The organism is Neptunicella marina, from assembly GCF_014270035.1.
GTDB classification, from domain to species: Bacteria; Pseudomonadota; Gammaproteobacteria; order Enterobacterales; family Alteromonadaceae; genus Neptunicella; species Neptunicella marina.
Genome location: NZ_JACNEP010000004.1, coordinates 176,428 through 201,443, shown reverse-complemented (window position 1 = coordinate 201,443; position 25,016 = coordinate 176,428). Strand labels below are relative to the sequence as shown.

Genomic DNA, 25,016 nt, shown 5'->3' with positions numbered 1-25,016 from the left:
ACACGCTAAATAGAAATGACAACGCTGTCAATTGATTTAAATGGAATTTCGGAAGAGCAAATAAAAAAACGCAGCCTGTTGGCTGCGTTTTTCACGTTTATCCAATCGAACAAAAGTTACTGTTTAAGTTTCAAAATAACCGCTTGGTAAGGTGATAATTTCAACTCACTGCCTGCGACAGGATTATCGGGCAGGTTATTCAGAACCAGTTTTTCAACTGCATGCCCTTGCAGCGGGGTAACTAATGACTTGTCAGAAAAATTAAGGGCAATCAACCACAACTGGTCATCTAATTCGCGACTATAAACATATAGCTGCTCATCTTGTGGCAACCAATCGTCGTAAGCACCGTAGACTAATACAGGATTTTCGCTGCGCAACTGGGTTAACTGACGGAAATAATTAAGCACGCTGTCTTTTTCGTCCTGCTGTTTTGCCGCATTAATCAGTGGGTAGTTGGGATTGGCACTTAACCATGGCTTTCCATCAGTAAAACCAGCGTGTTTACTGTTGTCCCATTGCATCGGAGTGCGCGCATTGTCACGCGACAGCAGATTCAGTTCCAGCATAAACCGTTGCATATCTTTGCCATGTACAGTTGCCGCTTTGTAACCGTTAATGGCAGCAATATCTTTGTAATCACTAATGTCAGGCATATCGATATTGGTCATGCCCAGCTCGTCACCATAATAACAAAAGATGGTGCCACGCATGGTCAGCAGGAAGGTGTTAAGCAGTTTGGAAGAGGCAACACGATAAGCGGGATCGTCATTGCCAAACTTACTGACCATTCTCGCCACATCATGATTAGCTAAAAAGATGGATAACCAGCCTTTTTCAGCAAAGCTCTTGTCCCAGCGATCATACACATTTTTAAAATCACTCAGTTTGTAGCCATCTAAGCTATTACCGATATTCATGCCTTCAAAATGGTAAGCGATATCCAGTTCCTTGCGTTCCGCATCCACTAAACTATGCGCATCTTCAAAAGTACTGCCTGCGCCCTCTGCGACGGCTGCAATATTAAAAGGCGTTAACACTTCGTCATTTAACTCACGCAGGTAATCATGCACCCTGGGCCCCATGCCGTGATACTTAATTACACCGTCTGTGGTTTTGTCGTAATCCCTGGGAAATTCTGGGAATGTTGGGTCTTTATATACAAACTGGAAGGCATCTAAACGGAAACCATCGACACCTTTTTTAGCCCAGAATTTCATCATGTCATAAAGCTCATGACGCAATTTAGGATTACCCCAGTTTAAATCCGGCTGCTTAACCGAAAAATAGTGCAGATAATAAGAATCGGTTTGTTTGTCGTACTTCCAGGCGTCATTGTTTTCATCAAAAAAGGAATATCTGTGTGGTGGTTTGCCTTTTTCGGCTGGCCACCAGTGATAATAATCACGATACGGATTATCACGGGAACTGCGTGATTGTTTAAACCATTCATGCTCATCACTACTGTGGTTAATCACAATATCCATAAACAATTTGATACCACGTTGATGCATGCCAGCAAGCATTTCATCAAAATCAGCCATGCTGCCATATTCTTTGCCAATTTGACGATAGTCACTAATATCGTAACCATTATCATCATTGGGAGACTGGTAGATAGGGTTCAGCCAAATGGCATTCACACCAAGACTTTTGATGTAATCAAGCTGCTGGATGATACCGCGTAAATCTCCGACACCATCACCATTTGTATCCTTAAAACTACGAGGATAAATTTGGTAAATAACCGCTTCTTTCCACCAGGCCGGCTGCAAATTTTCAGGCAGAGAGGGAGTCTCGGCCGCCGACACTGAACTTACTGCTATAAATGTCTGCATAAGCACCAGATATTTTTTGAAATTAAACATTTACGTCCACTCCAATACACTACGTGTTGTCATCCATTACTTTCCTTTAACCATAGCAACTGATAAGGCATCAATTGCCACTCACCTGAAGCACTGAATGATTGTCCACTAATAAGATCCAGTCTGGGTAATTGATCGACTGGCAGGATTTTGCTGCCACTAATCTGATGTTTAGCATCACTAAAATTCGCCACAAAATAATGTTTATGCCCATGCTCAGTTTGTCGCACATAAGCAAATAAATGAGGGTGTTCAAGACGAATAATTTGAGTGGTTCCACGTCCCATTACCGGATATTGGCCACGCCACTGAATGAGCTGTCTAAGATGTTGGTTAACCACATAAGCCGCGCTATTTTTGAGCCTTACTTGCTCCAGTGCCTGCGGAGTGATTTTTGGACGATTCACCCAGCGTGCGTCATGTGTTTTATGTGGGTCGTGCAAAAAACTGTAGTCATTAAGTATGGCCAGTTCATCTCCCTGATAAATAAGGGGAATGCCGCCAATAGTCATAATAATTCCGTGTATCAGATTGATACGCGCCAGTGCCATGGCTTCCAGCAAGGGTTCCTGCATTTCCAGCGCTTGTTCCAACCCACACAATGAAGCCAGTGAACCACAAACCCGGCAGTCACCGTTTTCCGGATTAAACTGAAACCCCATACCTTTGGCATATGAGCCCTCAAAATGCCCGGTAAAGAACTGATTCAAAAATAAGCGGTGGTCATAGCCATTAATACCAAGTTCTGCCGCATTGCCATCATCAAATGTCCAGCCAATATCATCATGACAACGCACGTAATTTACCCAACAACAGTCCGTATTTATTTCAAACCGGGTCGCCAGGCTATGCTCCAGTAAACGGGTTTTACGCGTTGCCAGACTATTCCATATCAGCGCCATTAACAGAGGGTTGTAAGAAAGCTGACATTCCTCCGGGTGGATATATTTAGCCACTTCATCGGGGTGCACAATGGCTTCCGACTTGAACACCACACCGGGAGCAACAATTTGCAGGCAGCAATTAAACGCCTGAATGAGCATATGCGCTTTAGGGTGATTCTCGCAGCAATGGCCAAGTTCTTTCCATACAAAGGCCAGTGCATCAAGGCGTAAAATATCGCAGCCCAAATTGGCCAGATATAACATTTCGCCAACCATGGCGCGGAATACTGCCGGATTCTGGTAATTCAAATCCCACTGAAAATTATTAAACGTGGTCCATACCCACTTATCCATGTCATCCAGATAGCTGAAACACCCTCGTCTAACACTAGGAAAAATTTCACGCAAATGCTGATCGTATTGGTCTGGTAAGCGGCGATCATCAAACAGAAAATAAAAATCCTGATGCTCCTGGTCACCCGCCTTTGCCTGTTGCGCCCAGTCACATTCATCTGAGGTGTGATTAAATACAAAGTCCAGTGCCAGGCTAATACCTGCATCAGCCATTTTATTTGCCAGCTGTTTTAACTGTTTTGTGGTGCCAAGCTTAGGATCAACTGTACGATAGTCGCTTACTGCATAGCCGCCATCACTGTCTCCCTCCGGACTTTTGTATAAGGGCATAAGATGCAAATAACGAATGCCTAGCTGTTTGAAGTAATCGATTTTATCGGTTAAATCAGCTAAATCATCTGCGACTAAATCCACATAACAGGCCATGCCTACCATCGTTTCATCACGGTACCAATCCGGTTCCGCTAAACGGCTTTTGTCACGGTGTTTAAGCTTAGAACTGCGCTGCGCAAAACCATGTGCCAGCTCCATAAGCAAAGAGCGCAAATGGTAATACAAGTCATACCGGTGCTGATAAACCGGCACCAGCAGATCAAACAAGCGCGGAAAGTGGGTAAGCAAACGCTTTTCAAAATGTTTTTGTTCACGCTGGCTTAAAAAGCTGAAATCACATTCAGCAAGCAGTTTTTCAAGACAACGCAAACTCTCTGATTTGGCTGACAATGTGGCCATCAGTCAATCCTCAATAATCGGTTTGGTTATGTTGCATCAGCAACTGCTGAGCGGGACGTTTAAAATAGTTAAAGGCCAGACCGGCAAACAATAACGCTGCAAATACACTGGCCAGATAAAAACCATATTTGGCATGGCCACCCATCATGTCGCTAAACAATCCCATGGCGAGAGGACCAAAGGACGCGGCGGCAGCGGTGAAGAACAGAATTACGCCAGCAATTGCACCATGTTCGTGGCGGGCAAAACAGCTAATGCCTTTTGAATTTAAAGTAGGGTAAATCATCGCCATAAACAGGCCGGATAAAGGTAACAGGATCACAGCAACATCCAGTGATAACATCATACTCAGTAAATAACAGACACATATCGCGCCGGAAAACAGCATCATTGCCATTTCCCAGCTCACTTTTCTTAACACCCACACTGCCATAAAACGCCCAATAGCACGTAAGACAAAAAACAAACTTAGTGACCAGGTCGCCAACCACACAAAGGAGCCCTCATAATTGGCTAACAAGGATGGCATCCACACGTAAATAGCAGCTTCAGCAGCTACATAAAGTGCAATTAATAATGAGAACCCCAATGCTGCTGGTTGCTTTAAAATCTGCATAGTGTGAGCAAAGCTCACCGTCTGATCTGCTTTAGGTTGGTAATGTGGATATTTAACCCTGGAAGCAATCAAACATAACACCACGCAGATAATGCCAGCGACTATGTAGAGGTATTTCCAGGATACGCCCTGGGTTAACAGGTAGGTAACGATAAACGGACCAATTATTGCGCCTACACCAAAAAAACCCTCAACCAGGTTCATGGTACGTGTATGGTCGGCGGTGGAATGGGATATATCCCCTACCAGAGCAAGAGCGGCAGTTTTGAATACACCAATGGCCAGTCCCGACACCACCAGTAAACACAAAAAGAATCCAAAACTATGACCAGTGGCAAAAAGTGCGCAAGCAATCGCAAAACAAATGAGTCCGCCCATAATGACAGGTTTCCGACCATATTTATCAGCCAGAAATCCCAGACCTATTCCGCTAATGGCGATAGCCGCCATGGGCCCGTAATGAAAGGCGCCAGCAGCTGTCATGCTTAAATCAAATTCACGAATAATCTGTGGAATGATCACGCCTACCGCATCCGTGGTCATCGCGAACATCATAAACATCAGATAGGTTAACCAGCGTATTAATTGCGGACTGGCGGTCGATGAAGAACCCATACTGCTCCAAAACACTTAAAATGGCTGAGTCACTCAACGAACCACCCAGCTTACTTAAACGATTAAGGCTTATATTAGTGTAAATAGAATGTTAATCCAGTAATTTGCATAAAAATTACTAAATAATTTTATTTATGCTTTTAAATCATCAAGTTAAGTGAATAGAAAATTAACTGCTCTGACGCACAGTCAACTGGGTAGGTAATAAAGTTTTGGTTTTAGCCTGGGGACCACCACTTAAAACTTTTTTGGCAGCCATGCGACCTTTTTCGATACTGTGTTGAGAAACGGTGGTTAATGACGGACTAATACGACTGGCCTCAGGAATATCATCAAAACCAACCACTTTTAACTGATCGGGAACACGAATTTTACGATCATGCGCCACATTCAACACCGCCGTAGCAACCACATCCGACATGCAAATAACACAATCGGGTAACGGATACATAGACAAGACTTCGCTGGCTGCCTGTAGTGCTAACTGGTGATTATTTTGTGGAATATGCCAGATTTGCTGCAAAGGCAAATCAACGCCAGCATCTTTGGCAGCATCCAGATAACCATTTAAACGACGGCGTGAAATCGACTCGCGCTCTTCAAATAATTCATCTTCCACAATGCGGCCTATGCGCTTGGAGTCAATTAAACGAATCCCCAATACCACAGGGCGAGTACAGCCCGAATTAAACAGGTAATGCGCAATATTGAACGCAGCCTGATAGTTATCGATGTTTACCGACGGGTAATCTTTGTAATCAAAATCTACGGTGACAACAGGTTTGCCGGTTTCCAGTACACGCATAAACAACTGGTTTTCGTCCTGACTACCATAAACAATAAAACCATCGGCTAAGGATTCAATCCCGCCTTTACGGTCTTCACTTTCGGCACCAGATAACAATAAGAGTTGCTTGCGATTTTGTTCGAGTACTTCAGCGATGCCGGTCAAAAACTGGCTCGCTACCGGATCGGTAAAATAATAAGCCAAAGGGTCGCTTAACATCACCCCAATGGCATCAGACTGACCACGACGCAACGTTCTCGCGGTTGCATTAGGCCCGTGATAACCGAGTTTTTTGCACTCAGTCAGAATTTTACGACGTAACGCCTGAGACAGTTGATCGGGGCGATTGAACGCATTAGAGATCGTTGCCGTCGACACATTTAATGCCGCCGCTACGCTCTTTAATGTCATCGACTTTTTAACATTTTTACTCAAACGTTTATCCCCCGTTACTTGAGGCTGAGTCTATCCACAAAGGGGTTTAAAGGGAAGAGCTGATAAAAATTAGACAATACAAATCACGTTAAAACATTTTTTTTACTTTTTTCACAAAAAAATTTCATAACGAAAAAATCAATTAAAACAAAAACATAAAGTGAATCCAATGTGAAAACAAACTTAAACGTTTAAGAATTTTTCATTTTAGCGCTTGTTTTTCGCTCAACGCTTAACTATTGTAAATGACATGTAACAAGGTTACAGACACTCAAGTACTATCTGGGAGTACCACACATGATGAACAAAACAGCATTCAAACCCGCATTGATCTCACTGGCAGTAGCCTCTGCCTGCTATTCTGGTCTGGCGATTTCTCAGGAACAAAATAATAATAATGATGAAGTTGAGGTTATCTCTGTCAAAGGGATGCGCGGTTCTCTTATTCGTTCTCAAGCGATTAAGATGGACAACACATCCATCGTTGAGGCAATTTCGGCAGAGGACATTGGTAAATTACCTGATTCCTCGATTGCTGAATCATTAGCACGTTTACCTGGTCTTGCCGGTGAACGTAGAAATGGCCGTACATCCGGCATTTCAGTGCGCGGCTTTAAAGAAGATTATGTTGGTACAACCTTAAACGGTCGTGAATTACTCGGTATTGGTGACAACCGCGGTGTTGAATATGACCTCTACCCTTCAGAAATGATGACTGGTGCGGTGATTTACAAAACACCGGATGCCACGTTAGCGGCAATGGGTATTGGTGGTACTGTGGATTTGCAAACGGCACGTCCTTTAAATTCAGCGCCCACCTTAACCTTAAACGCTTCAGCAGAAACCAACTCACTGGACTCACCAAACCCGGATTACAGCAGTAACGGTCATCGTTATGCTTTAAGTTTCTCGGATAAGTTTGCAGATGACACAGTTGGTCTGGCAGTGACCATTGCCACCACCGAGTCACCATTAAGTGAACGCCAGTTCTCCGCATGGGGTTATTCACAAAGTGGCCCTAATGGCGAATATCAGCCAGATGGTCACGGTACATTTGCCCGTTCAAGTGTGCTGGAACGTGACACAATTTCAGCTGTCTTCCAGTATGCCCCCAGTGACAAGTTCAATATGGTTGTGGATGCTTTACACATTGACTTTACCGACGGTGGAATTCAGCGTGGTTTTATTGAGGCATTACCAGCAGGCACGCAGGATTCGATTGATGGCAATATTGTCACCTCGGGCACCACATCAGGCTGGCACTCAACCATTCGTCACGATCCGGTAATTAAAGAAGGTACATTAAAATCCTTTGGTTTAAACCTTGAATACCATGTCAATGACAGTCTGGAACTTAATTTCGACATGGCAATGAGTGAAACCGACAAAAGTGATTTGCGCGGCGAAAGTTACTCTGGTGTCGGCCGCTCGGGTTTGTTGTCGCAGGGTGATAAAACCATACGTAGTTGGGAACTGACCGACAAAGGTTTGATGTTTACCGACAACAATATCGATTTCTCCGATTACGGCATTATCAAACTGGCAGGTACTCAGTCATGGGGTGGCAGTATGGCTCCTCTGACTGAAATCAATGAACTGGCAGCCAGTCTTGATCCCGCACTGGCGCAAAAAGATGCCGACGGTAACAGCTTGTTTAGTTACGTAAACGCTCAGGATGGTTTTAACAACAAAGCCATTTTTGGTGAAGAACTGGATACCTACCGTCTGGACGGCAAATATACCTTTGCAGACGGATGGATTTCTTCCATCACAGCGGGCTTAATGTATAAAACCCGTTCTAAATTCAAAGAAAACTATGGTGAATTCGCGACTGCGCCTCAATTCCCGCTGGACGGTCCCATTCCGGAAAGTGCGCGCCGTGGTGTAGCTGACTTAACCTGGGCTGGATTGGGTTATATTGTGGCCTACGATGCGCAGGAACTGTATGACACAGGTTACTACAAAACCTATTCAGCCTTTGATCTGGAAACTGACCGTATCGCAGATACCTACACAATTGACGAGAAGATCACCACTGCGTTTGTTAAAGCAGATATCGAATCTGAAGTGGGTGGAATTCCGGTTATAGGTAATATGGGTCTGCAGGTAATCCGAACCGATCAGAGCTCCACTGGTTTTGACGGTGTTACTGGTCCGGATAAATTTGTAATTCGCACGGCAGTGGAAGGGGGTGATACCTACACCAAAGTCCTGCCCAGTGTGAACTTGACCTTTGATTTGGAAGACGGCCACTATGCACGTGTCGCCGCATCAAAAACCATTAGCCGGGCTCGTTTCGACTACTTAAAACCGGGCCGCTCAATCAAATACAAGTTTAACGTGGTTGAAGCCATTGAAACCCAGGACCCAGCCAAAGGTCCGTGGGAAGCCACATCAGGCAATCCAACTCTGCGTCCACTTGAGTCCAACAATCTGGATGTGGCGTACGATTGGTATTACGAAGATGACGGGTTTATCTCCGCAGCTATCTACTACAAGGATTTAGTCAACTGGCATCGTGCAGGACAGGAACTCATCGACTTTACCCCTTATTACATTGAAGACCTGCATTTCGCACGGGATTCAGAGGGTGTAATTTACAAACCACAATTATTCCAGGGCTATTCCAAGTATAAGGAAGATGGCCTGACAGGAAGTGTGAAAGGTATTGAGTTACAAGCAAGTATTCCTCTGCGTGTTCTGCATAAATCACTGGACGGTTTCGGTGTCGTTATGAGCGGTTCATATAACGACGGCAAGCTGGAAGATGATGGCAAAGTGCCTGGCATGTCGAAAAATGTGTATTCATTTACCGGCTACTACGAAAATGAAGGCTTTGAATTCCGTATCGCAGCCACCAAACGTAGTGAATTTGAATCTGAAGAACGTGGCGGTTCTAACACCTTGTCAGTGGTTAACCGTCAACCAGTTACCCTGGTTGACGCACAGGTAAGTTATGACTTTGCAGAAAGCTCCATTGACTATCTGAAAGGACTTAAAGTGTCACTTCAGGGTATCAACCTGACTGAAGAAAATGACATCAATACACTGGCAGATCAGCCGGAACTGGTGACCAAGTCACAAATCTTTGGTTCCAGCTACATTCTGAACGTGAATTACTCCTTTTAACTAACAGGGACGATTTACCTTTCTCCCATTTGCATGTGGCCTCTGTTGCGAAAGCGTCAGAGGCTTTTTTCTGTCTCACTTTGCATTTATAGATCAATGCGTTACCTTCTTAAATAGTCAGTAAAGAACGGATTTGCGATGCAAGCAGCAATCAAAAAAGTGGTGATAGTCGGTGGCGGAACCGCTGGCTGGATGAGCGCCGCCCTCATTAAAAAAGTATTAGCCCAAAGCGTCGATATTGAGTTAGTCGAATCAGATGACATCGGTATTGTGGGAGTGGGTGAAGCTACCATTCCCCCTATTCAATACGTCAATCAGGTACTGGGCATTAACGAGGCTGAGTTTTTACGTGAGACTAAATCGACCTTAAAACTGGCGATACATTTTGAAAACTGGACGCAAAACGGCAGCAGCTATTACCACACTTTTGGCAATGCGGGCGCCAATGATCCCTTCTGTGCCTTTCATCATTTAGTCACCCGCGCCAACACACTTGGTCACAATGTTTCCCTGTGGGATTACGATTTAAATTATCTGTGCTGTGAGCAGCAGCGCTGCGCCAAAATAAACACGCCCGACCCTGTGTGGGATTTACCTTACGCCTATCATTTTGATGCCGGTTTATATGGCCAGTATCTGCGTAAGCTCAGTGAAAAAATGGGGGTAAAACGCACCGAAGGTAAAATTACCCGGGTCGAACAGCACCCGCAAAGCGGCAATATCAGCGCCTTGATCTTACAAAATGGCCAAAAGATTGAAGGTGATTTATTTATCGATTGCTCTGGTTTTCGCGCCTTATTGCTGCAACAAACACTAAATACTGGTTATGAAGACTGGAGCCACTGGTTACCCTGCAACCGCGCGGTTGCGGTGGCTTCTGAGCGTTTTGAGCAAACACTGCCTTATACGCGTTCTATCGCTCATGATGCGGGTTGGCAATGGCGTATTCCGTTGCAACATCGTAACGGTAACGGACTGGTTTACAGTTCGGACTTTTATTCAGAGTCACAAGCCAGCGATATTTTAATGGCTAACCTGCAAACAAAAGCACTGGCCGAGCCCAGAACATTAAGCTTTACCACAGGTCGCGCCAAACAACAGTGGAATAAAAACGTGGTGGCGGTTGGCCTTGCCAGCGGTTTTTTAGAGCCTTTGGAATCCACCAGTATTTATTTAATTCAAAGCGCCATTGTAAGGCTGTTAAAACTGTTTCCACACAATGGCATCTCGCCCGCGTTGATGCGGGAATATAATCAGCAATCACAGCTTGAATATGAAACCATTCGTGATTTTATTATTCTGCATTACACCGCCAATCAGCGTGAAGGTGAGTTTTGGCGTTACTTACGTGATATGCCGCTGCCTGAGCGTTTAGCTCACAAAATTGAACTGTTTAAGCAAAGTGGTCAACTGACCGAAGATGAGCTGGATATTTTCAAAACCTCATCCTGGGTGCAGGTGTTAATTGGTCAGGATATTATGCCGCAGGATTATCATCCACTGGCGAATAACCTAACGGCTGAGCAGTTGAAAATGTACCTGCAGCAAATCCAGACTAAAAAGCATGAACCACTCAGTCGTATTCCGCTGCACGATGATTACCTCAAACATATCGGAGCCTTAGGCTAATGCAGCAAAAACGCCGGATTATAATTGTCGGTGGTGGCACGGCGGGCTGGATGAGTGCGTTACTGCTGCATGACAAACTGGGGCAGCAATTTGACGTCAGCCTGATTGAATCCCCGGATATCGGTATTATCGGCGTGGGCGAAGGCTCAACCCCTAGCCTGAAACGCTTTTTCCAAAAGCTCAGTATCAGCGAACAGGAATGGATGCCACAGTGCAATGCGACTTATAAGGTCAGCATTCAGTTTAACCACTGGGCACCGGCCAGCGGTATTCAAAGCTATAGCCACCCCTTTATTTCCCAGCCCGATAGTTATAGCGAGCGGCCATTTCATACTAACTGTTTAACCCGCCGTTTGGGTCTGGATGTGACCACCACCCCTGATTTATTTTTATTAAACGGTTGGCTGGCAAAACAGGGTAAAGCACCGATTACGCCAGCTAATTTTCCGTTTCGCATGGAATACGGTTATCACTTTGACTCCGGCAAACTGGGGCAATTTTTAGCACAAAAAGCAGTAACGCTTGGCATTAAACACATTCAGGCCAAAGTGCTGGATGTCACCCGCACAGCGAACGGCGATATCGCTACGCTTAAAACCGATAATGCAGGCGAACTCAGCGCCGACTGGTTTGTGGATTGCAGCGGTTTTGGTAGTTTATTGATGCAGCAGCATTTGCAAATTGGCTTTAAATCCTTTGCCAGTAACCTGTTTAACGACTCAGCGGTGGTAGTGGCAACGCCACCCATGTCACCTTTGCCCGTGCAAACCGAATCCACCGCACTATCCAACGGTTGGGCATGGCAAATTCCGCTTACCAACCGCACCGGCAACGGTTATGTGTATTCCAGTCGTTATCAGGATAGCCAGCACGCCGAGCAGGAATTACTTCAGCATGTGGGATTAAACAGCGGCAATGTCGAGGTAAGGCATTTAAAAATGAAAGTCGGCCAGATTGAACAACACTGGGCGCATAACTGCATTGCCATTGGGCTGGCACAAGGTTTTATTGAACCGCTGGAAGCCACTGCGCTGCATTTAGTGCAAACCACAATCGAACATTTCATTGAGCTGTTAATTAAAGGCGATTACAGCGCCCAATTCCGTGATGACTACAACCGCACTATCGATGACAGCTTTGAGCGCGTGCGCGATTACATCGTCGCGCACTACAAATTAAACCAACGCGACGACACTCAATACTGGCGTGATAACCGCAATAATATGCAGTTCTCCGATACGCTGGGGCAAATTCTCGATTGCTGGTTTCGTCAGCAGGATCTCACCCAAAAGCTACAAAATATGCAGCTAAACTCGCACTTTGGCTCAACATCATGGCATTGTTTACTGGCCGGTTTAGGCACGTTTCCGCCGCTCGCCAAAGACCAACCCGGCAGCGGTGATTTGTATCAGGAACATGATTTTGAGAGATTCTTTAATGGCTGTGCAATGAATTTTGTTGAACATCAACAGGCGTTGAACAACTTAAATAATCAATAGCGGTTTGTTAATTAAATCTTGTTTCACTAACTAGGGCTTTTGCTGATTTACCAGAATCTGCATATATTTGGCAAAACGTCGTTCTCTGGTTTCTGCTTTTTTGGCACTATTTAACGCATGAGCAATGGAATAGAGATTCGACTTAGTAAGTGTTTCAAAAAACTGTTTGGCTTTTGCATTGCTTTCAAGCGCTAATAAAAAATCATCCGGCACTTTCATCTCACTTACTGCATAGGCGTTATCCCAACGCCCATCTTGTTTAGCTGCCTCAACGTGCGCCAAACCAAACTCTGTCATTCGTTGCTCATCAATCAAACGTTCAACATGCTCACGGTTACGTTTAGACCACACGCTGCGTGCTTTTCTGGGTGTGATCCGCTGGCAATAGGCCTGTTCATCAATTGATTTTTTAATGCCGTCGATCCATCCCCAGCACAGAGACTCAATCACCACATCATCCCAGCTGACACTCTCAACCCCTGAGTTAATTTTAAAAATTTTAACCCACAGCTCAGTTTCGCTGGCATGATTAAGCTCAAACCACTGCCTGAGATCACCCGAGGTTGCAAACGCCATCATTTTAGAAAGATTGATTTCAGGCATAAACGAATACTCCTAACGCAAACAAAAACAGTTCCAACAAATTGCCCTTTAACAGGCTATGCTAACAGACTTCAATATTTTGTGATTATATAGCTCGCATGCAAAGCAGTTGGTACACTGCCCCCCTCTTTGCAATCCTGTATTTGCTTGAAAGGCATGTGGTTATGGATCTGATTAATTCTGTTTTACTGCAACTTACCAGTTGGATGGCACCCTATAGCGGTGAAATTGCACTTTCGATACTGGCTACCATATTGGTAGTGTGGGGCGACGTGATAAACAAGCACATTAAACGCATATTAAGCCCTTATCACTTTATTTTACGCACCAGTGCCTTTGTGTTGATTTGTGCCTTCGGTTACGGCTTGTTAACCGTATTCCTCACACCTTTTGTTAAACAGTTACTGTTGATGATCCCCGGCACCTATCGCGGTATCAGTGTGGTGGCGGTGTTTTTATTTTTGGGTTATCAGGCAGAGCATAGGCGCTATATTTGATTTTGTTGATCGCAAAACCTGAATCGCTTGTCATTAATTGGTCGTTTGGGCGTCGCGTTGGCGACAGGAAAACTATTAGCAATTCCATAAACATCTTTTATTTCACGTCCCTTCGGGGACGATTTAGACCGTTTATCGAAGATACCGAGTAATGCTTCGCACTAACCATTTGTCATAAAAGTTAACTCTGAGCGTCGCGCCGGCGACAACAGCTCAGGGAATTGTGCTGCCGCAATTCCCTAAGAACCCAACGGCATCCCACACTGTGCCTGTTCAATTTTAAATTCAGGCAAACTGCCATTGTCGCAAATCCACATCCCTTCTGTCGCGACTGACTCGGCATCCCTGCCTCGTCTGGCTGTTCGCTAATCTGAATTTTTAAATTGGCCACAATGAATGGGTAGATTAAGTCAGGCTTTGGCCTGACCAGGAAAACCGACACTATCAACCATCTCTGCGACAGCAGCCAAACGCAGTTTGGCTTATTGCGACTCCAACTTGCCTTGTGTAGGTGTTACTTGTTCGAACGGGAAAACAGGACGTTTTCCCGCTGAATGGGCGTTAACAACTATTTTGCCTTAAAGTCACCAATACCATTGTCGGTGCGTTTTACTGGCTGGATACTGCCATCCTGATTGAAATAAATATATTCAGCCGCCACTTTACGCTGGCGTTTCTCACACTGGCTTTTAGCAGACTGATACCAGCGATGATAAAACAGGATCCACTGGCCTTTAAACTCAACAATCGAGTGATGATTATTACTGTTATGTTCCTGCTGCATAAAAATGCCTTTATAGGTCCAGGGGCCAGTCGGTGACTGACTGGTGTAATAAGACAGCTCCTTATTATTTTCCGGCATGGTGAAATAATATAATCCGTTACGTTTAAAAACCCACGGTCCTTCCATTTTAGGCTCATAACCGCCCATATCCATTTTGATAAAATCGCCATCAATACTTCGCATATCATCAGCCATTTTGACTACATGGTAATCCATGCCTTGTGCATGAAAGTACAAATAAGCCTGACCTTCATCATCAATAAATAAACCTGGGTCATTGGCATAGGGCGTGCGCCAAAGCGGTTTACCAATAACATCTTTAAACGGCCCGGTAGGTGAATCACTTTCAGCCACACCAATGCCCATCCATTTGGTACTGTTTTGTGGATTCACTCTGTCTTTTACGCCATTTCCGGCAGGATAAATCAGATAATATTTACCGTTTTTATACGCGGCATCCGGCGCCCAGGCGTAATTATCAGCCCAGTTCAAGTCTTTAACCGATAACACCGCGCCATGATCCTGCCAGTCAGTCAGGTTATCCGATGAAAACACATGCCAGTTTTTCATGTAAAAATCGACCTGACATTCTTCATCATGCGAGGTGTAAAGGTACATTTTGCCATCCTTCCACACATGCGCGGAGGGATCAGCGGTTTTAATATCACTGCCAAAATCCAACGGATTTTGCGCAAAAACAACCGATGACACAGTCACTAAACCTAACCAACACCACTTAAAAATATTCATCACACATCCTGATAAAAAACTATATTGCGGATAGTAAATGGCTTAAATTGAAATGCTATTAGCTGCGGGGTTTAATTAAAAAATTATTCAATTAACAATCAAATAGAGGATTTTTTACGCTAACATCACAATGTGTCTGCCCCTTTTAACCAACAGCCAGCACAGATGCTCCATTCACAAAAACGATAAAAATCATACTGTGAGCAAAAATAAAATGAATACAGAGTCCAGCGCCAACAGCAGATATAACCAACAACGGATTTATGCAGAATGCGTAAGAATGGTTTACCGCAACAGAGCCTACAACCTGATGGGCGTGGTTCTGGTTTCATTTGTCATCATTATTGTTGGATGGACAGAAAATAGCCGTGTGAATCCGGTTATTCTGGCATCTCTGCTGTGGATATATGTTGCACAGGCTTATCTCACCAGCCGTAAATTTAACACGTCCTCCATTGCGAATAACAAAACGCCATTTTGGGGGAAACTTTTATATATTCAGTTAGTTAGCTTAGCCATACTGTACAACTTTATCTTTATGACACTGGCATTTAACGGTGTTGAAGATGCGTTATTATTACTGTTAATCGTGACACTTGGTTTTACCGGCGGCACGATCGGCTCCTACCACCAAATGAAGTGGGCGCCACATATGTACACCTTTGGCGCCATCTTGCCGCAGACAGTGTATTACATTAGTTTGCAAACCGTTTACGGTACCTTAATCACCATTTTGCTTTTGTGCATTCTGGGTTTTCTGGCCATGGTCAGCATCCAGCAACATAAAAGCTGGATCCGCACGCTCACATTAAGTTTTGAACTGGAAGAAGCGAACAAACGAGCCAAACATCTGGCCCGTATTGATTTATTAACCAACCTGTACAATCGCAGAGCCTTTTACGAGTTGGCCCCTAAAAGTCTGGCAACCTGCCGCCGTTATAATCATCAGGCCTGTGTGGTCATGGTAGATATTGATCACTTTAAAAACATCAATGACAATTTTGGTCATAATGTTGGCGATACCGTGCTGCAAAAAATAGCATCGGTTTTACAAATAAAATTAAGAGAGTCCGATATTGTTGCGCGAATAGGTGGTGAAGAATTTGCGCTGTTCCTGACCCAAACCGATATCGACAGCGCATTTATTATTATTGAACGCCTCAGACAACAAATTGAGCAACTGGATTTTTCTCATTTTGGTATCAAAAACGCTATAACATCCTGTTTTGGCATTGCCAGTATCAGTGAAACCGCGGAATCGATTGATGACCTGCTAATTAAAGCCGATAGTGCACTTTATGAAGCTAAACACCTGGGCAGAAACCGCACTGTCCTGTACCAGGAAGCTGAACCGGCCTCCTGATGGCAAACAAAACATCCCACATGTTCACTCAGCATCACCAGAGGTAATAAACATTGATTGATAGCTGGACGTTAATATTAGGCGTTATTTTTAGCTCAATTGGCCTGGGCTATTTTATCTACGGTAAAAGACAACAGGATTTAGTGGTGCGCCTTTGTGGACTGGCGCTGATGCTTTACCCCTACTTTTTTGATAACCACTGGGTGGTGTTGATCGTTGGTGTGGGGTTAATGGTTATTCCACGGTATTTTAAAATTTAAATTGGCCACGGTGCTGGCAATATAAGTCAGCCGCGGGCTGACCTGGAAAACCAGAGCTTTCAGTTATCACCGCGACAGCAGCCAAACAGAGTTTGGCTAATTGCGACTCCAACTTGCCTTGTGTAGGTGAAACTTGTTCGAACGGGAAAACTGGACGTTTTCCCGAGGTGCGTGCTTTGCATGGATAGCTGCCTCGCACCGGTTCGAATAAACAAGTGATACCGAAACAAGATCAGCAAGTTGGCGGAGTAGAGCACTTTTCCCCTGTTTTGGTGCCTCAAAACAGGGTCGCGCCCATAGGACTGGGCGTGAAAAAATCAGGGATGATTTAGAAAGTTTAATAAAGATGTACAAGGGCAAATACACACTAAACCTACAATTGGTAAAGCTTTTATTAATCTGGTACTAATAAGCCAAAGGATAAAAACGAGGTTGGTTGTGGCAGAAAAACAACCCAATCTCTCACTATTAAGTTGTTGTACATATATTCAAATGCAGGAGCTAGTCATATGTCAGACTTCACGAAACGTGGCGCAGATCTTCGAGCATTGGCAAAATCGTTAGTCTTCGAGTTTATGAAGTCAGATCCTAACTGTGGTGTAAATTCAGATGGTTTGAAACAGTCGGTGATATTCAGAAAATGTGGACTCGACTGGGGAGACTACCCGGTCGCAACTTCATCGAACCAACAGTATTGGTTAGTAGCTATTCTTCAAGAATTGGCTTCAGATGGATTCATAGAGCGAGTTTCTGAGTCTGGTCCATGGCGAGTCTTAGGTTGAATCCGTACAACAAGCGACCGTTGAGACCACTGAAAAGCGTGGCGTGGCGGATAAAAAGCAGGCGCCCCAAGGCTGGGCGTTAGGTGAAAATATGAACGCACCACTTTACGACTTAGTTCATGGTCTAGCACTAGATATCGCCAATGCATCGGCAAATGAAAATGATACCGCTGGCTCACAAGCATACGAAGCATTAAAAGAGTTGTGTCAAAGCCATGAAGGTGAAGAGCTTGACCACCCTCTGCAATGGGAAGCATTAGGTGATTTTTCAGAAAATCATGAAGAGGCTCTGCAAGCCTACCGAAAAGGTTTAACCTGCTCATCAAACCTTGAACTCTCAGAGTATTCCGCGTCAATCAAGTTTGCTATGGCGGAAATTTACTTTGAACAAAATAACAGAAATAAAGCAATACAGCTGGCCTCCGAAGCAGATTTGGAAGCAGCTAGCACCAATGCTTATGAGCTAAAGTTGGCAATAAAAGAGTTTATCAATGAACTTAGTCGCAGCTAACAGATAAAATCAGCGGTAAACCACATCAACCAACCACCAACTCAAACTCTGCTTCAGCCACCACTCCCCCATTCACCAATACCTCCACTTTATGCATACCTGCATAATATTTCCTGGTGGTAATCGGTTTAATCGGATGCGATTTAGTCAGGGTTAGCGTTTCGCCTGCGGCCAGTTGCAGGTTACGCCACTTAAATACTTTGGCGCTTTGTTTGCCGTTAGCCTTTACAAAATGAATGGAAAAATCCACTACCAGTTTTTGTGATGTGTTGGCGCTGGAAGTAAGCGATAAAGCCAGTTCCATTGATTCACCCAATTCGATAAGGGGTTTATTTAAACTTAGTTCAGCCGCTTTTAACTGCACCTTATCGCTATAACCTAACAGCGCAAATACACCGGGATGTGCCGCTTTAACTAAGGTGCGAGTGGCATGGCCGATAATCCACTTTGTATGTTTACTGGCGTTTGGCAGCCATTGTTTGCAATGCTCTATCACCCAGTCCGGATGGTCTTTGGCGATATCGTTAATATGATTAGCCACCGAGCGGCGCACATATAAACTCTCGTCATTTTTAAGTGCGTTTAACAGGGCGATATTGGGTGCTGGGTCTTGCACTAAGGATTTAAGTTGTATGCCCCAGGGTAAACGGGGACGTGTGCCTTCTGATACCAAACGGCGCACATGTTCATTGGGATGATTCAGCCACTCATGTAAATGCCGGTAACTCACTTCGGGATGTTGAATAATAAAAGGGCGAATGGCAAATTCTGCCGAAAAACACTCGGTTAAGCCTTTTAAAATCGGCAGGCTTAGTTCGGGATGTTCCAGCCCGTGTTCACCAATAAAATCAATCACCGGCCAGGCAGTAAAACCATTTAAGCTACGCTGTGATTGCTGCGCTTCCACCAACTTGTTGTATAGCGCTGCTGTTTGGTTGAAATCCTCTGGCAGGTTTTGTTTAAGCGCCTGAATAATATGTTTAACCCGCGCTTTTAATTCGAGTTTATCCAGCCCGTTGTTTGCGTGTTGTTCAAAAGACTCACGATTAAACTGTGGCCAGACTTGCGTAAATGCAGTGGCGACAGTCTCCACACTGTGCTGATTAATATTGTTTTTCATGTTGTGTTTTACATCGATATTTTGGCTATCAGTCTGCGCTAATTTAAACATGATTATCAGTGCCGATCGTCCAGCTTTTATGCCCAAAGCTCTTTTATTGTCATTTCGTCAAATTAACTAAATCCATAGATAAGTCGTTGCCGTCAAAGCGTAAAATACGCTAAGGTGCAAAAAATGTAAGCGCTAACATAAAAGCTATTCAAGGGAATCCTTATGCAACGCAATCCGTTATCACTGCTGATTTTTTGCGGCAGTCTATTACTCAGTGGCTGTGGCCAGACAAGTAGCAACAATTCCATCGACCATGCAAAGGCTCACGCGGTTAAAAGTGAACTGCAATTTGAGCAGGGTAAATACCAGTTATTGCGTGATGGTCAGCCTTATTTTGTTAAAGGTGGCGGTGGCAGCGGTGATATGCAATTGCTCAAAGATTCTGGTGGTAACTCGGTGCGCACCTGGAGTACCGAAAACGCCCAGCAAGTTTTAGATAACGCGCAAAAACACGGTTTAACTGTGATGATGGGATTGCGCATGGGCAAGGAACGTCACGGTTTTGATTACGATGACAAACAAGCCGTCGCCGAGCAAAAAGAACGCATTAAACAGGAAGTGCTTAAATACAAGGATCATCCGGCATTACTCATTTGGGCGATTGGTAACGAACTGGATTTGTTCTACAAAAATACCAATGTGTGGTACGCGGTGGAAGATATCGCCAAAATGATTAAACAGCTTGATCCTAATCACGTGGTCACCACAGTCACCGCTGGCGTGGACAAAGCCAAAGTGCAGTTGATTATGCAACGTGTGCCCAGCATTGATTATCTGAGTGTGAATACTTATGGCGGGCTGGAAGCCTTACCACAGCAATTATTCGATTACGGTTATAACGGTGCTTATCTGGTAAGTGAGTGGGGACCAACCGGCCACTGGGAAGTGCCCAAAACCGACTGGGGTGTGCCGATTGAACAAACAAGCACAGAAAAAGCGGCCTCCTATCGTTTCCGTTATCAGGGCGGTATTGCTGGCGCGCCGGATCGTGCCTTAGGTTCGTACGCGTTTTTATGGGGACAGAAACAGGAAACCACCCCAACCTGGTATGGTGTTTTCACCGAAAATGGCCATCCCAACGAAGTGGTCGACAGCCTGCAATATTTATGGACCGGACAATGGCCTGAGCATCGTGCGCCCTCCATCGCCGATTACACCATTAACAACAAACATGCGCTGGATAGCATTCATGTGAAAGCCGGTTCGATAAACAAAGCGCTGGTGGCAATTAATAAAAACAGTGCCGATAAATACCAGATTAACTGGGAAATACTGCCAGAAAGCACCGACATTAAATCCGGTGGCGACAGAGAAAGTCGCCCACAGCCTGTGACCGGATTATTTGAAAAACAAGGGCTGGATGGCTCACTGGATTTTCGTGCGCCAGGCCAAAGTGGTGGTTACCGTTTATTTGTCTCTGTGTTAACGGAAGATAATAAAGTGACCAATGCCAATATTCCGTTTTATGTGGATGCGGAATAGGCTTATTTAACCGCGTTTATCAGCCAACAAAAAAGCCGCGATTGCGGCTTTTTTTATTATTCAAACTCACTAAATCAATCAATTACCATCAGCGCGCGGTATTCATCAAAGGCAAACTGATCTGTCATGCCACTAATGTAATCCTGCAATAAACGGCAACGATAATAAAACTCCATCTGGTTGCTGGTACCTTCATGCACCACCGCCAAATAAGCGCGCACATGTTTACTGGATAACTTTTTGTATAAACGCTTGGCCAGTAACGGAGCCGATTTTTGTTGTCCGATTACCGCAGCAAATTGCTCGCGCGTCAGGCATAACAACGGTTTATAACATTCCAGCAAACCGGATAAAATGCGGTAGCCCTGCAATTCACGGCTTTCGACTTCTTTGTCACAAAAGGCATATTTAATCGCCACGTTTTTAAGTGATTCCGATAAGGCATGTTCTGCACTGTTATCTTCCAGCAAGGCCTGATTAAAACTGCCGTGGTACACCGCATCAACGTTATCAATAAAACGTTTGGCCGCGTGTTTTACCAGTGGATGGGTCACACCCACCCTAAGCGAAATAAAATACTGGCTGCTTTTGGCAATATCGGCACGTGAGGCACTGGCTAAGGCTTTTTGGGTAATGGCGTCAATATCGATATTTAACTGAGCTGGCTCCACGCCAAACTCTTTAATAAGCAGATTAAATTCTTCAATCAATACCCGCGAGAGTTTATCGATATCCAGAATGCCCTTTTCCACCGCATCTTCTAGATCGGCAATGCAGTAAGAAATATCATCAGCCGCTTCCATGATGTAAGACACCGGATGACGATGCCCATGCTGCAGGCCAAGTTGTTTATTCAGCTCATCGACATAGTTTTTTTCACTTAGGTAAAAACCGACTTTCTTTTTCAGATAATCAAACGGCTGGCCTTTGGCGGGTTTGGCTTCACCACCACAACGGGTGTATTTAAGAATGCCCGCCACCTGGGTATAGGTCAGGTTAAGTTGCTGCAGGCTTTGTACTAGACGAATGCCCTGCGCGTTGCCTTCAAAATGGCAAATATCGCTTTTAATTTCATCCGATAACGGCAGTGTTTCATTCTGATAAACTGGCAAACAACTTTGAAGGTTTTGCTCAAACCAGTCGTTAATCGCCTGTTCGCCAAAATGGCCAAAAGGTGGGTTACCGATGTCGTGCATCAGGCAGGCCATTTCCACCACGGTTTCCATATGCCGATCGAGGCCAGTTAAACCCAGCTCAGTTTGTTGCAGCTCTGTCAAACTGCGGAAGATGGTTTGCACCAAAAACCGCCCCACCTGCTGTACTTCCAGCGAGTGAGTTAAGCGGCTGCGCACCGCGGCATTACGTTCCAGCGGGAAAACCTGGGTTTTCTGCTGTAAACGGCGCACGGCTGCCGAGTTGATAATGCGTCCACGATCACTTTCGTATTCCATCAACAAGCCACTAAGGCTTATTTGCTTCTTTTTAGTAAAAACCCGTGCATGGGAAAATTTTGTTGAAAAATCAATCATCTAAATATCAAAGTTGCCTGAGATTCAGTCATAAAGCCCACTACAACAAAAAGCGTGCAACTTGTCACTGCTTTTAACGCTCGCTGATAATTTAATGATACAGTTTTACAAACTATCGCATTGTTAGTCGCAGCCAATACGCAGCCTGTCATTTAAGGACTAAAATGAAAAACCACTTCACTTTTTCGCGCTCTGTTTTATGTTTATCTCTTGTAATGGCAGGACTTACCGGTTGTCAGAGCAAACCCGATATACCAAATTCTATGACAGCGCCTAAAGCAGCATCTCAGTCTGAAGATTCAGGCACCACGCCAGTACAAACCGCAAAAGTAACAGTAGAATCACAAACGCAGGCCAACGGTTTGCGCCAGTACCAGTTCACCACCAGCGCAACATTGCGTGACGATTTAGCGCCTAATCGCGCCATTGTTGAGCAGCCAGGTGCCGCCTATGTGCGCAGTGGCAATGAATTGTTTGATGGTTTATTTGCTCTTGCGCAAATCGAAATGCAACTGGATGCGGTGGATGAAATTCAGGATGGTGCCTATAACCACGGCGAGGCAATTGCCTGCGAATGTTTTGAAACCGGCGAAAAATGGCATTACGTCTGGACCCGCGATTTATCTTACGCGGCTAATTTAGGGTTGGCGTTATTAGAGCCGCAGCGTGTGGTCAATTCACTGTTATTTAAAACCAGTGGTTTTCGTCAACAAATAAACATTAGCGATGTGGTGGCAGGTGATAAATCTGGCTGGCAGATAATTCAGGACACCGGCAGCGGCGGTAGCTGGCCAATCAGTACCGACCGGGTAACCTGGGCCTTTGGCGCAGAAGCCGCGCTGAATAATTTACACGGCGACGATTACCAAACCTTTGCGCAAACCGCGCTGATCATTCTAAGTAATACCATAGAAAATGACCGCAAAATCGCCTTTGATGTCAAAAGCGGTTTATACATGGGTGAGCAATCCTTTTTAGACTGGCGTGAACAAACCTATGCCAGCTGGTTGCCACAACAATTAACCAGCATGGCAACCTCTAAAGCGCTTTCCACCAACGTGGCGCATTACAAGGCAATTACGCTGGCGGCACGTTTAGCCAGCGAGCAAGGTGAACCACAACAAGCTGCAAAATATCAGCAGTGGGCGGCGAATTTAAAACAAGCGATTAATCAGCAATTATGGCTACCGGAACAAGGTTTATATTCCAGCCTCACCGCCGGGCAATTTGATAACAACGTGCTGCAAAAATACGACTGGCTGGGGCAGTCGTTGGCAGTAATTACCGGTGTGGCATCCGCTGCACAAACCAAAGCCATTATGGCCAATTATCCGCATGGGCCACAGGGCGCGCCGGTTATTTTCCCGCAGCAGCCCGGCATTGCGGTTTACCACAACCGCGCAATCTGGCCCTTTGTTACTGCTTATGGTTTAAAAGCCGCGCGTAGCGCCAACAATCAGGCGGTAGCCGTTGAGGCTTACCAGACACTTATTCAAAGTGCTGCAGCCAATTTAAGTAATATGGAAAACCTCGAATGGTTAAGCGGCAAGGCATGGTATCAGGATCCAAACAACGCCGATTTATCTGGCCCGGTGATTAACTCTCGCCGCCAGTTATGGTCTGTAGGCGCTTATTTAAGCATGGTGATTAATGACTTATTTGGCATCAATGCCGTAGAGAATGGCCTGCAGATTGCGCCTTATATTCCGGCTAAATTGTATCAACAGTATTTTGCCGCTCAGTCGAGCCTGCAACTTAAGCAGTTGAACTGGCAGGGGCATGAGTTAAATATCACCCTGAATATCAATGATAAAACCGCGCAATCCGGAGTATTTGCGGTTGATTCGATTGAACTGAATAAACAAACACTTAATGGTTTACAAATCAGCATCGAACAGCTTAAAGATAAAAACCAGTTAGTGATTAATTTAGGCAATGCACAGGCAGCGGATACTGACATAACACGTGTAAGTGCAGAGCCAGATGCCACGCCCAATAATTTGTTTGTGCCCTTTGAACCGCAGTTAGCGCTAAGTGATGATAAACAAACCATCACCATAGTGGATACACGCAATCAGCCGGGCAGCGTTAGTTATCAGTTAATGCGCAATGGCAAACCTTTGGCCGAATTGCCTGCTGCAACAGGCTATCGTGATACCGATTTAACCCCAGTGCAGCGCTGTTATTCGGCCATGGCGGTGTTTAACGACAGTGGTTTGCAATCACATCACAGCAAAGTGCACTGCACTAATGATGGCAGTTTTATCCGCATGGATTCGGCCAAGGTGCAAATTAACCAGCCGGTAAGCGCGTCCGATAACGGGCCATATATTAAAAACTGGGGCGCAGCCGATGATGTGCTAAATTACCAGCAGCTTAAGATTAACCAAAGCGGTGACTATGCCTTGCAGTTTAAATATGCCAATCACCACCATGCGATCAATACCGGCATTACCGCTGGGGTAAAGTGGTTGCAGCTATTTGATAACCAGCAGCAGTTGGTGGCAGAAGGCGTGGTGGTGATGCCACATATTTCGCAGGATATTGGCTGGTCTACCCCGCTTAAGGTAAAACTAAAGGCCGGTGACTATCAGGCCAAATTACTCGATTATTACAATATGAGTTACCTGCAAAATAACCAAACCTACAGCGAAGCCGGTGGTTTAACTGGCCCACTTAATACAGTCGATTTATACGGTTTGCGCATAATGCCGCTCGCCGCCGAATAATCGCCGG

The 25,016-nt window shown here is 44.9% G+C and carries 17 protein-coding genes; 9 read left to right on the top strand and 8 right to left on the bottom strand.

Annotated features, from left to right (window positions below):
* Positions 1–116: 116 nt before the first annotated feature.
* The 4 genes from H8B19_RS06940 to H8B19_RS06925 all read right to left on the bottom strand — a co-directional run bounded on the left by H8B19_RS06940 (position 117) and on the right by H8B19_RS06925 (position 6,291).
* Complete coding sequence (locus H8B19_RS06940; RefSeq protein ID WP_186506075.1) at positions 117–1,868, bottom strand: glycoside hydrolase family 13 protein; 1,752 nt, start codon at positions 1,866–1,868, stop codon at positions 117–119.
* A 29-nt stretch (positions 1,869–1,897) separates the two neighbouring features.
* Positions 1,898–3,829, bottom strand: a complete 1,932-nt coding sequence (locus tag H8B19_RS06935; RefSeq protein WP_422121149.1) for an amylosucrase — start codon at positions 3,827–3,829, stop codon at positions 1,898–1,900.
* A 19-nt stretch (positions 3,830–3,848) separates the two neighbouring features.
* Positions 3,849–5,069, bottom strand: coding sequence for an MFS transporter (locus tag H8B19_RS06930; RefSeq protein ID WP_186506073.1), 1,221 nt, complete (start codon positions 5,067–5,069; stop codon positions 3,849–3,851).
* A 169-nt stretch (positions 5,070–5,238) separates the two neighbouring features.
* Entirely contained in the window at positions 5,239–6,291 is a 1,053-nt protein-coding gene (locus H8B19_RS06925; protein ID WP_241737513.1) for a LacI family DNA-binding transcriptional regulator, read from the bottom strand.
* Positions 6,292–6,588: 297 nt separating this feature from the next.
* On the opposite strand from H8B19_RS06925, the gene H8B19_RS06920 reads away from it, so the two are divergent.
* The 3 genes from H8B19_RS06920 (at position 6,589) to H8B19_RS06910 (ending at position 12,548) form a co-directional block, all read left to right on the top strand.
* The gene (locus tag H8B19_RS06920) at positions 6,589–9,420 is read left to right on the top strand and encodes a TonB-dependent receptor (RefSeq protein ID WP_186506072.1); all 2,832 of its coding nucleotides are present in this window, start codon (positions 6,589–6,591) and stop codon (positions 9,418–9,420) included.
* A 138-nt stretch (positions 9,421–9,558) separates the two neighbouring features.
* On the top strand, positions 9,559–11,049 hold the full coding sequence (locus H8B19_RS06915) for a tryptophan halogenase family protein (RefSeq protein ID WP_186506071.1): 1,491 nt from the start codon (positions 9,559–9,561) through the stop codon (positions 11,047–11,049).
* Complete coding sequence (locus tag H8B19_RS06910; RefSeq protein WP_186506070.1) at positions 11,049–12,548, top strand: tryptophan halogenase family protein; 1,500 nt, start codon at positions 11,049–11,051, stop codon at positions 12,546–12,548. Before H8B19_RS06915 ends, H8B19_RS06910 begins: the two co-directional genes overlap by 1 nt.
* Before the next feature lie 30 nt (positions 12,549–12,578).
* On the opposite strand, the gene H8B19_RS06905 is transcribed toward H8B19_RS06910, so the two are convergent.
* A complete protein-coding gene (locus H8B19_RS06905; protein ID WP_186506069.1) occupies positions 12,579–13,151 on the bottom strand; it encodes a YdeI/OmpD-associated family protein in 573 nt (190 codons plus the stop codon).
* A 164-nt stretch (positions 13,152–13,315) separates the two neighbouring features.
* On the opposite strand from H8B19_RS06905, the gene H8B19_RS06900 reads away from it, so the two are divergent.
* Positions 13,316–13,648: a DUF3392 domain-containing protein gene (locus H8B19_RS06900; protein ID WP_186506068.1), complete on the top strand. Its 333-nt coding sequence runs from the start codon at positions 13,316–13,318 to the stop codon at positions 13,646–13,648.
* Between the two features lie 568 nt (positions 13,649–14,216).
* Here the strand turns inward: H8B19_RS06900 and H8B19_RS06895 are convergent.
* Positions 14,217–15,182, bottom strand: a complete 966-nt coding sequence (locus H8B19_RS06895) for a family 43 glycosylhydrolase (protein ID WP_186506067.1) — start codon at positions 15,180–15,182, stop codon at positions 14,217–14,219.
* Positions 15,183–15,396: 214 nt separating this feature from the next.
* Here H8B19_RS06895 and H8B19_RS06890 point away from each other — a divergent pair, with 214 nt between their 5' ends.
* The 3 genes from H8B19_RS06890 (at position 15,397) to H8B19_RS06880 (ending at position 18,098) form a co-directional block, all read left to right on the top strand.
* A complete protein-coding gene (locus H8B19_RS06890; protein WP_186506066.1) occupies positions 15,397–16,545 on the top strand; it encodes a GGDEF domain-containing protein in 1,149 nt (382 codons plus the stop codon).
* A 53-nt stretch (positions 16,546–16,598) separates the two neighbouring features.
* Complete coding sequence (locus tag H8B19_RS06885) at positions 16,599–16,805, top strand: hypothetical protein (protein WP_194362657.1); 207 nt, start codon at positions 16,599–16,601, stop codon at positions 16,803–16,805.
* 825 nt (positions 16,806–17,630) lie between these two features.
* Positions 17,631–18,098: a hypothetical protein gene (locus H8B19_RS06880; RefSeq protein WP_186506065.1), complete on the top strand. Its 468-nt coding sequence runs from the start codon at positions 17,631–17,633 to the stop codon at positions 18,096–18,098.
* Between the two features lie 25 nt (positions 18,099–18,123).
* Here the strand turns inward: H8B19_RS06880 and H8B19_RS06875 are convergent, their stop codons facing one another.
* The gene (locus tag H8B19_RS06875) at positions 18,124–19,269 is read right to left on the bottom strand and encodes a DNA alkylation repair protein (protein WP_186506064.1); all 1,146 of its coding nucleotides are present in this window, start codon (positions 19,267–19,269) and stop codon (positions 18,124–18,126) included.
* A 162-nt stretch (positions 19,270–19,431) separates the two neighbouring features.
* Here H8B19_RS06875 and H8B19_RS06870 point away from each other — a divergent pair, with 162 nt between their 5' ends.
* A complete protein-coding gene (locus H8B19_RS06870; protein WP_186506063.1) occupies positions 19,432–20,751 on the top strand; it encodes a glycoside hydrolase family 2 TIM barrel-domain containing protein in 1,320 nt (439 codons plus the stop codon).
* A 74-nt stretch (positions 20,752–20,825) separates the two neighbouring features.
* Here H8B19_RS06870 and dgt read toward each other — a convergent pair whose 3' ends face one another.
* Positions 20,826–22,280 (bottom strand): dGTPase, encoded by a 1,455-nt coding sequence (dgt, locus tag H8B19_RS06865; RefSeq protein WP_186506062.1) that lies wholly within the window; start codon positions 22,278–22,280, stop codon positions 20,826–20,828.
* A 164-nt stretch (positions 22,281–22,444) separates the two neighbouring features.
* On the opposite strand from dgt, the gene H8B19_RS06860 reads away from it, so the two are divergent.
* The gene (locus H8B19_RS06860; RefSeq protein WP_186506061.1) at positions 22,445–25,009 is read left to right on the top strand and encodes an alpha-L-rhamnosidase-related protein; all 2,565 of its coding nucleotides are present in this window, start codon (positions 22,445–22,447) and stop codon (positions 25,007–25,009) included.
* The last annotated feature ends 7 nt before the right edge of the window (positions 25,010–25,016 follow it).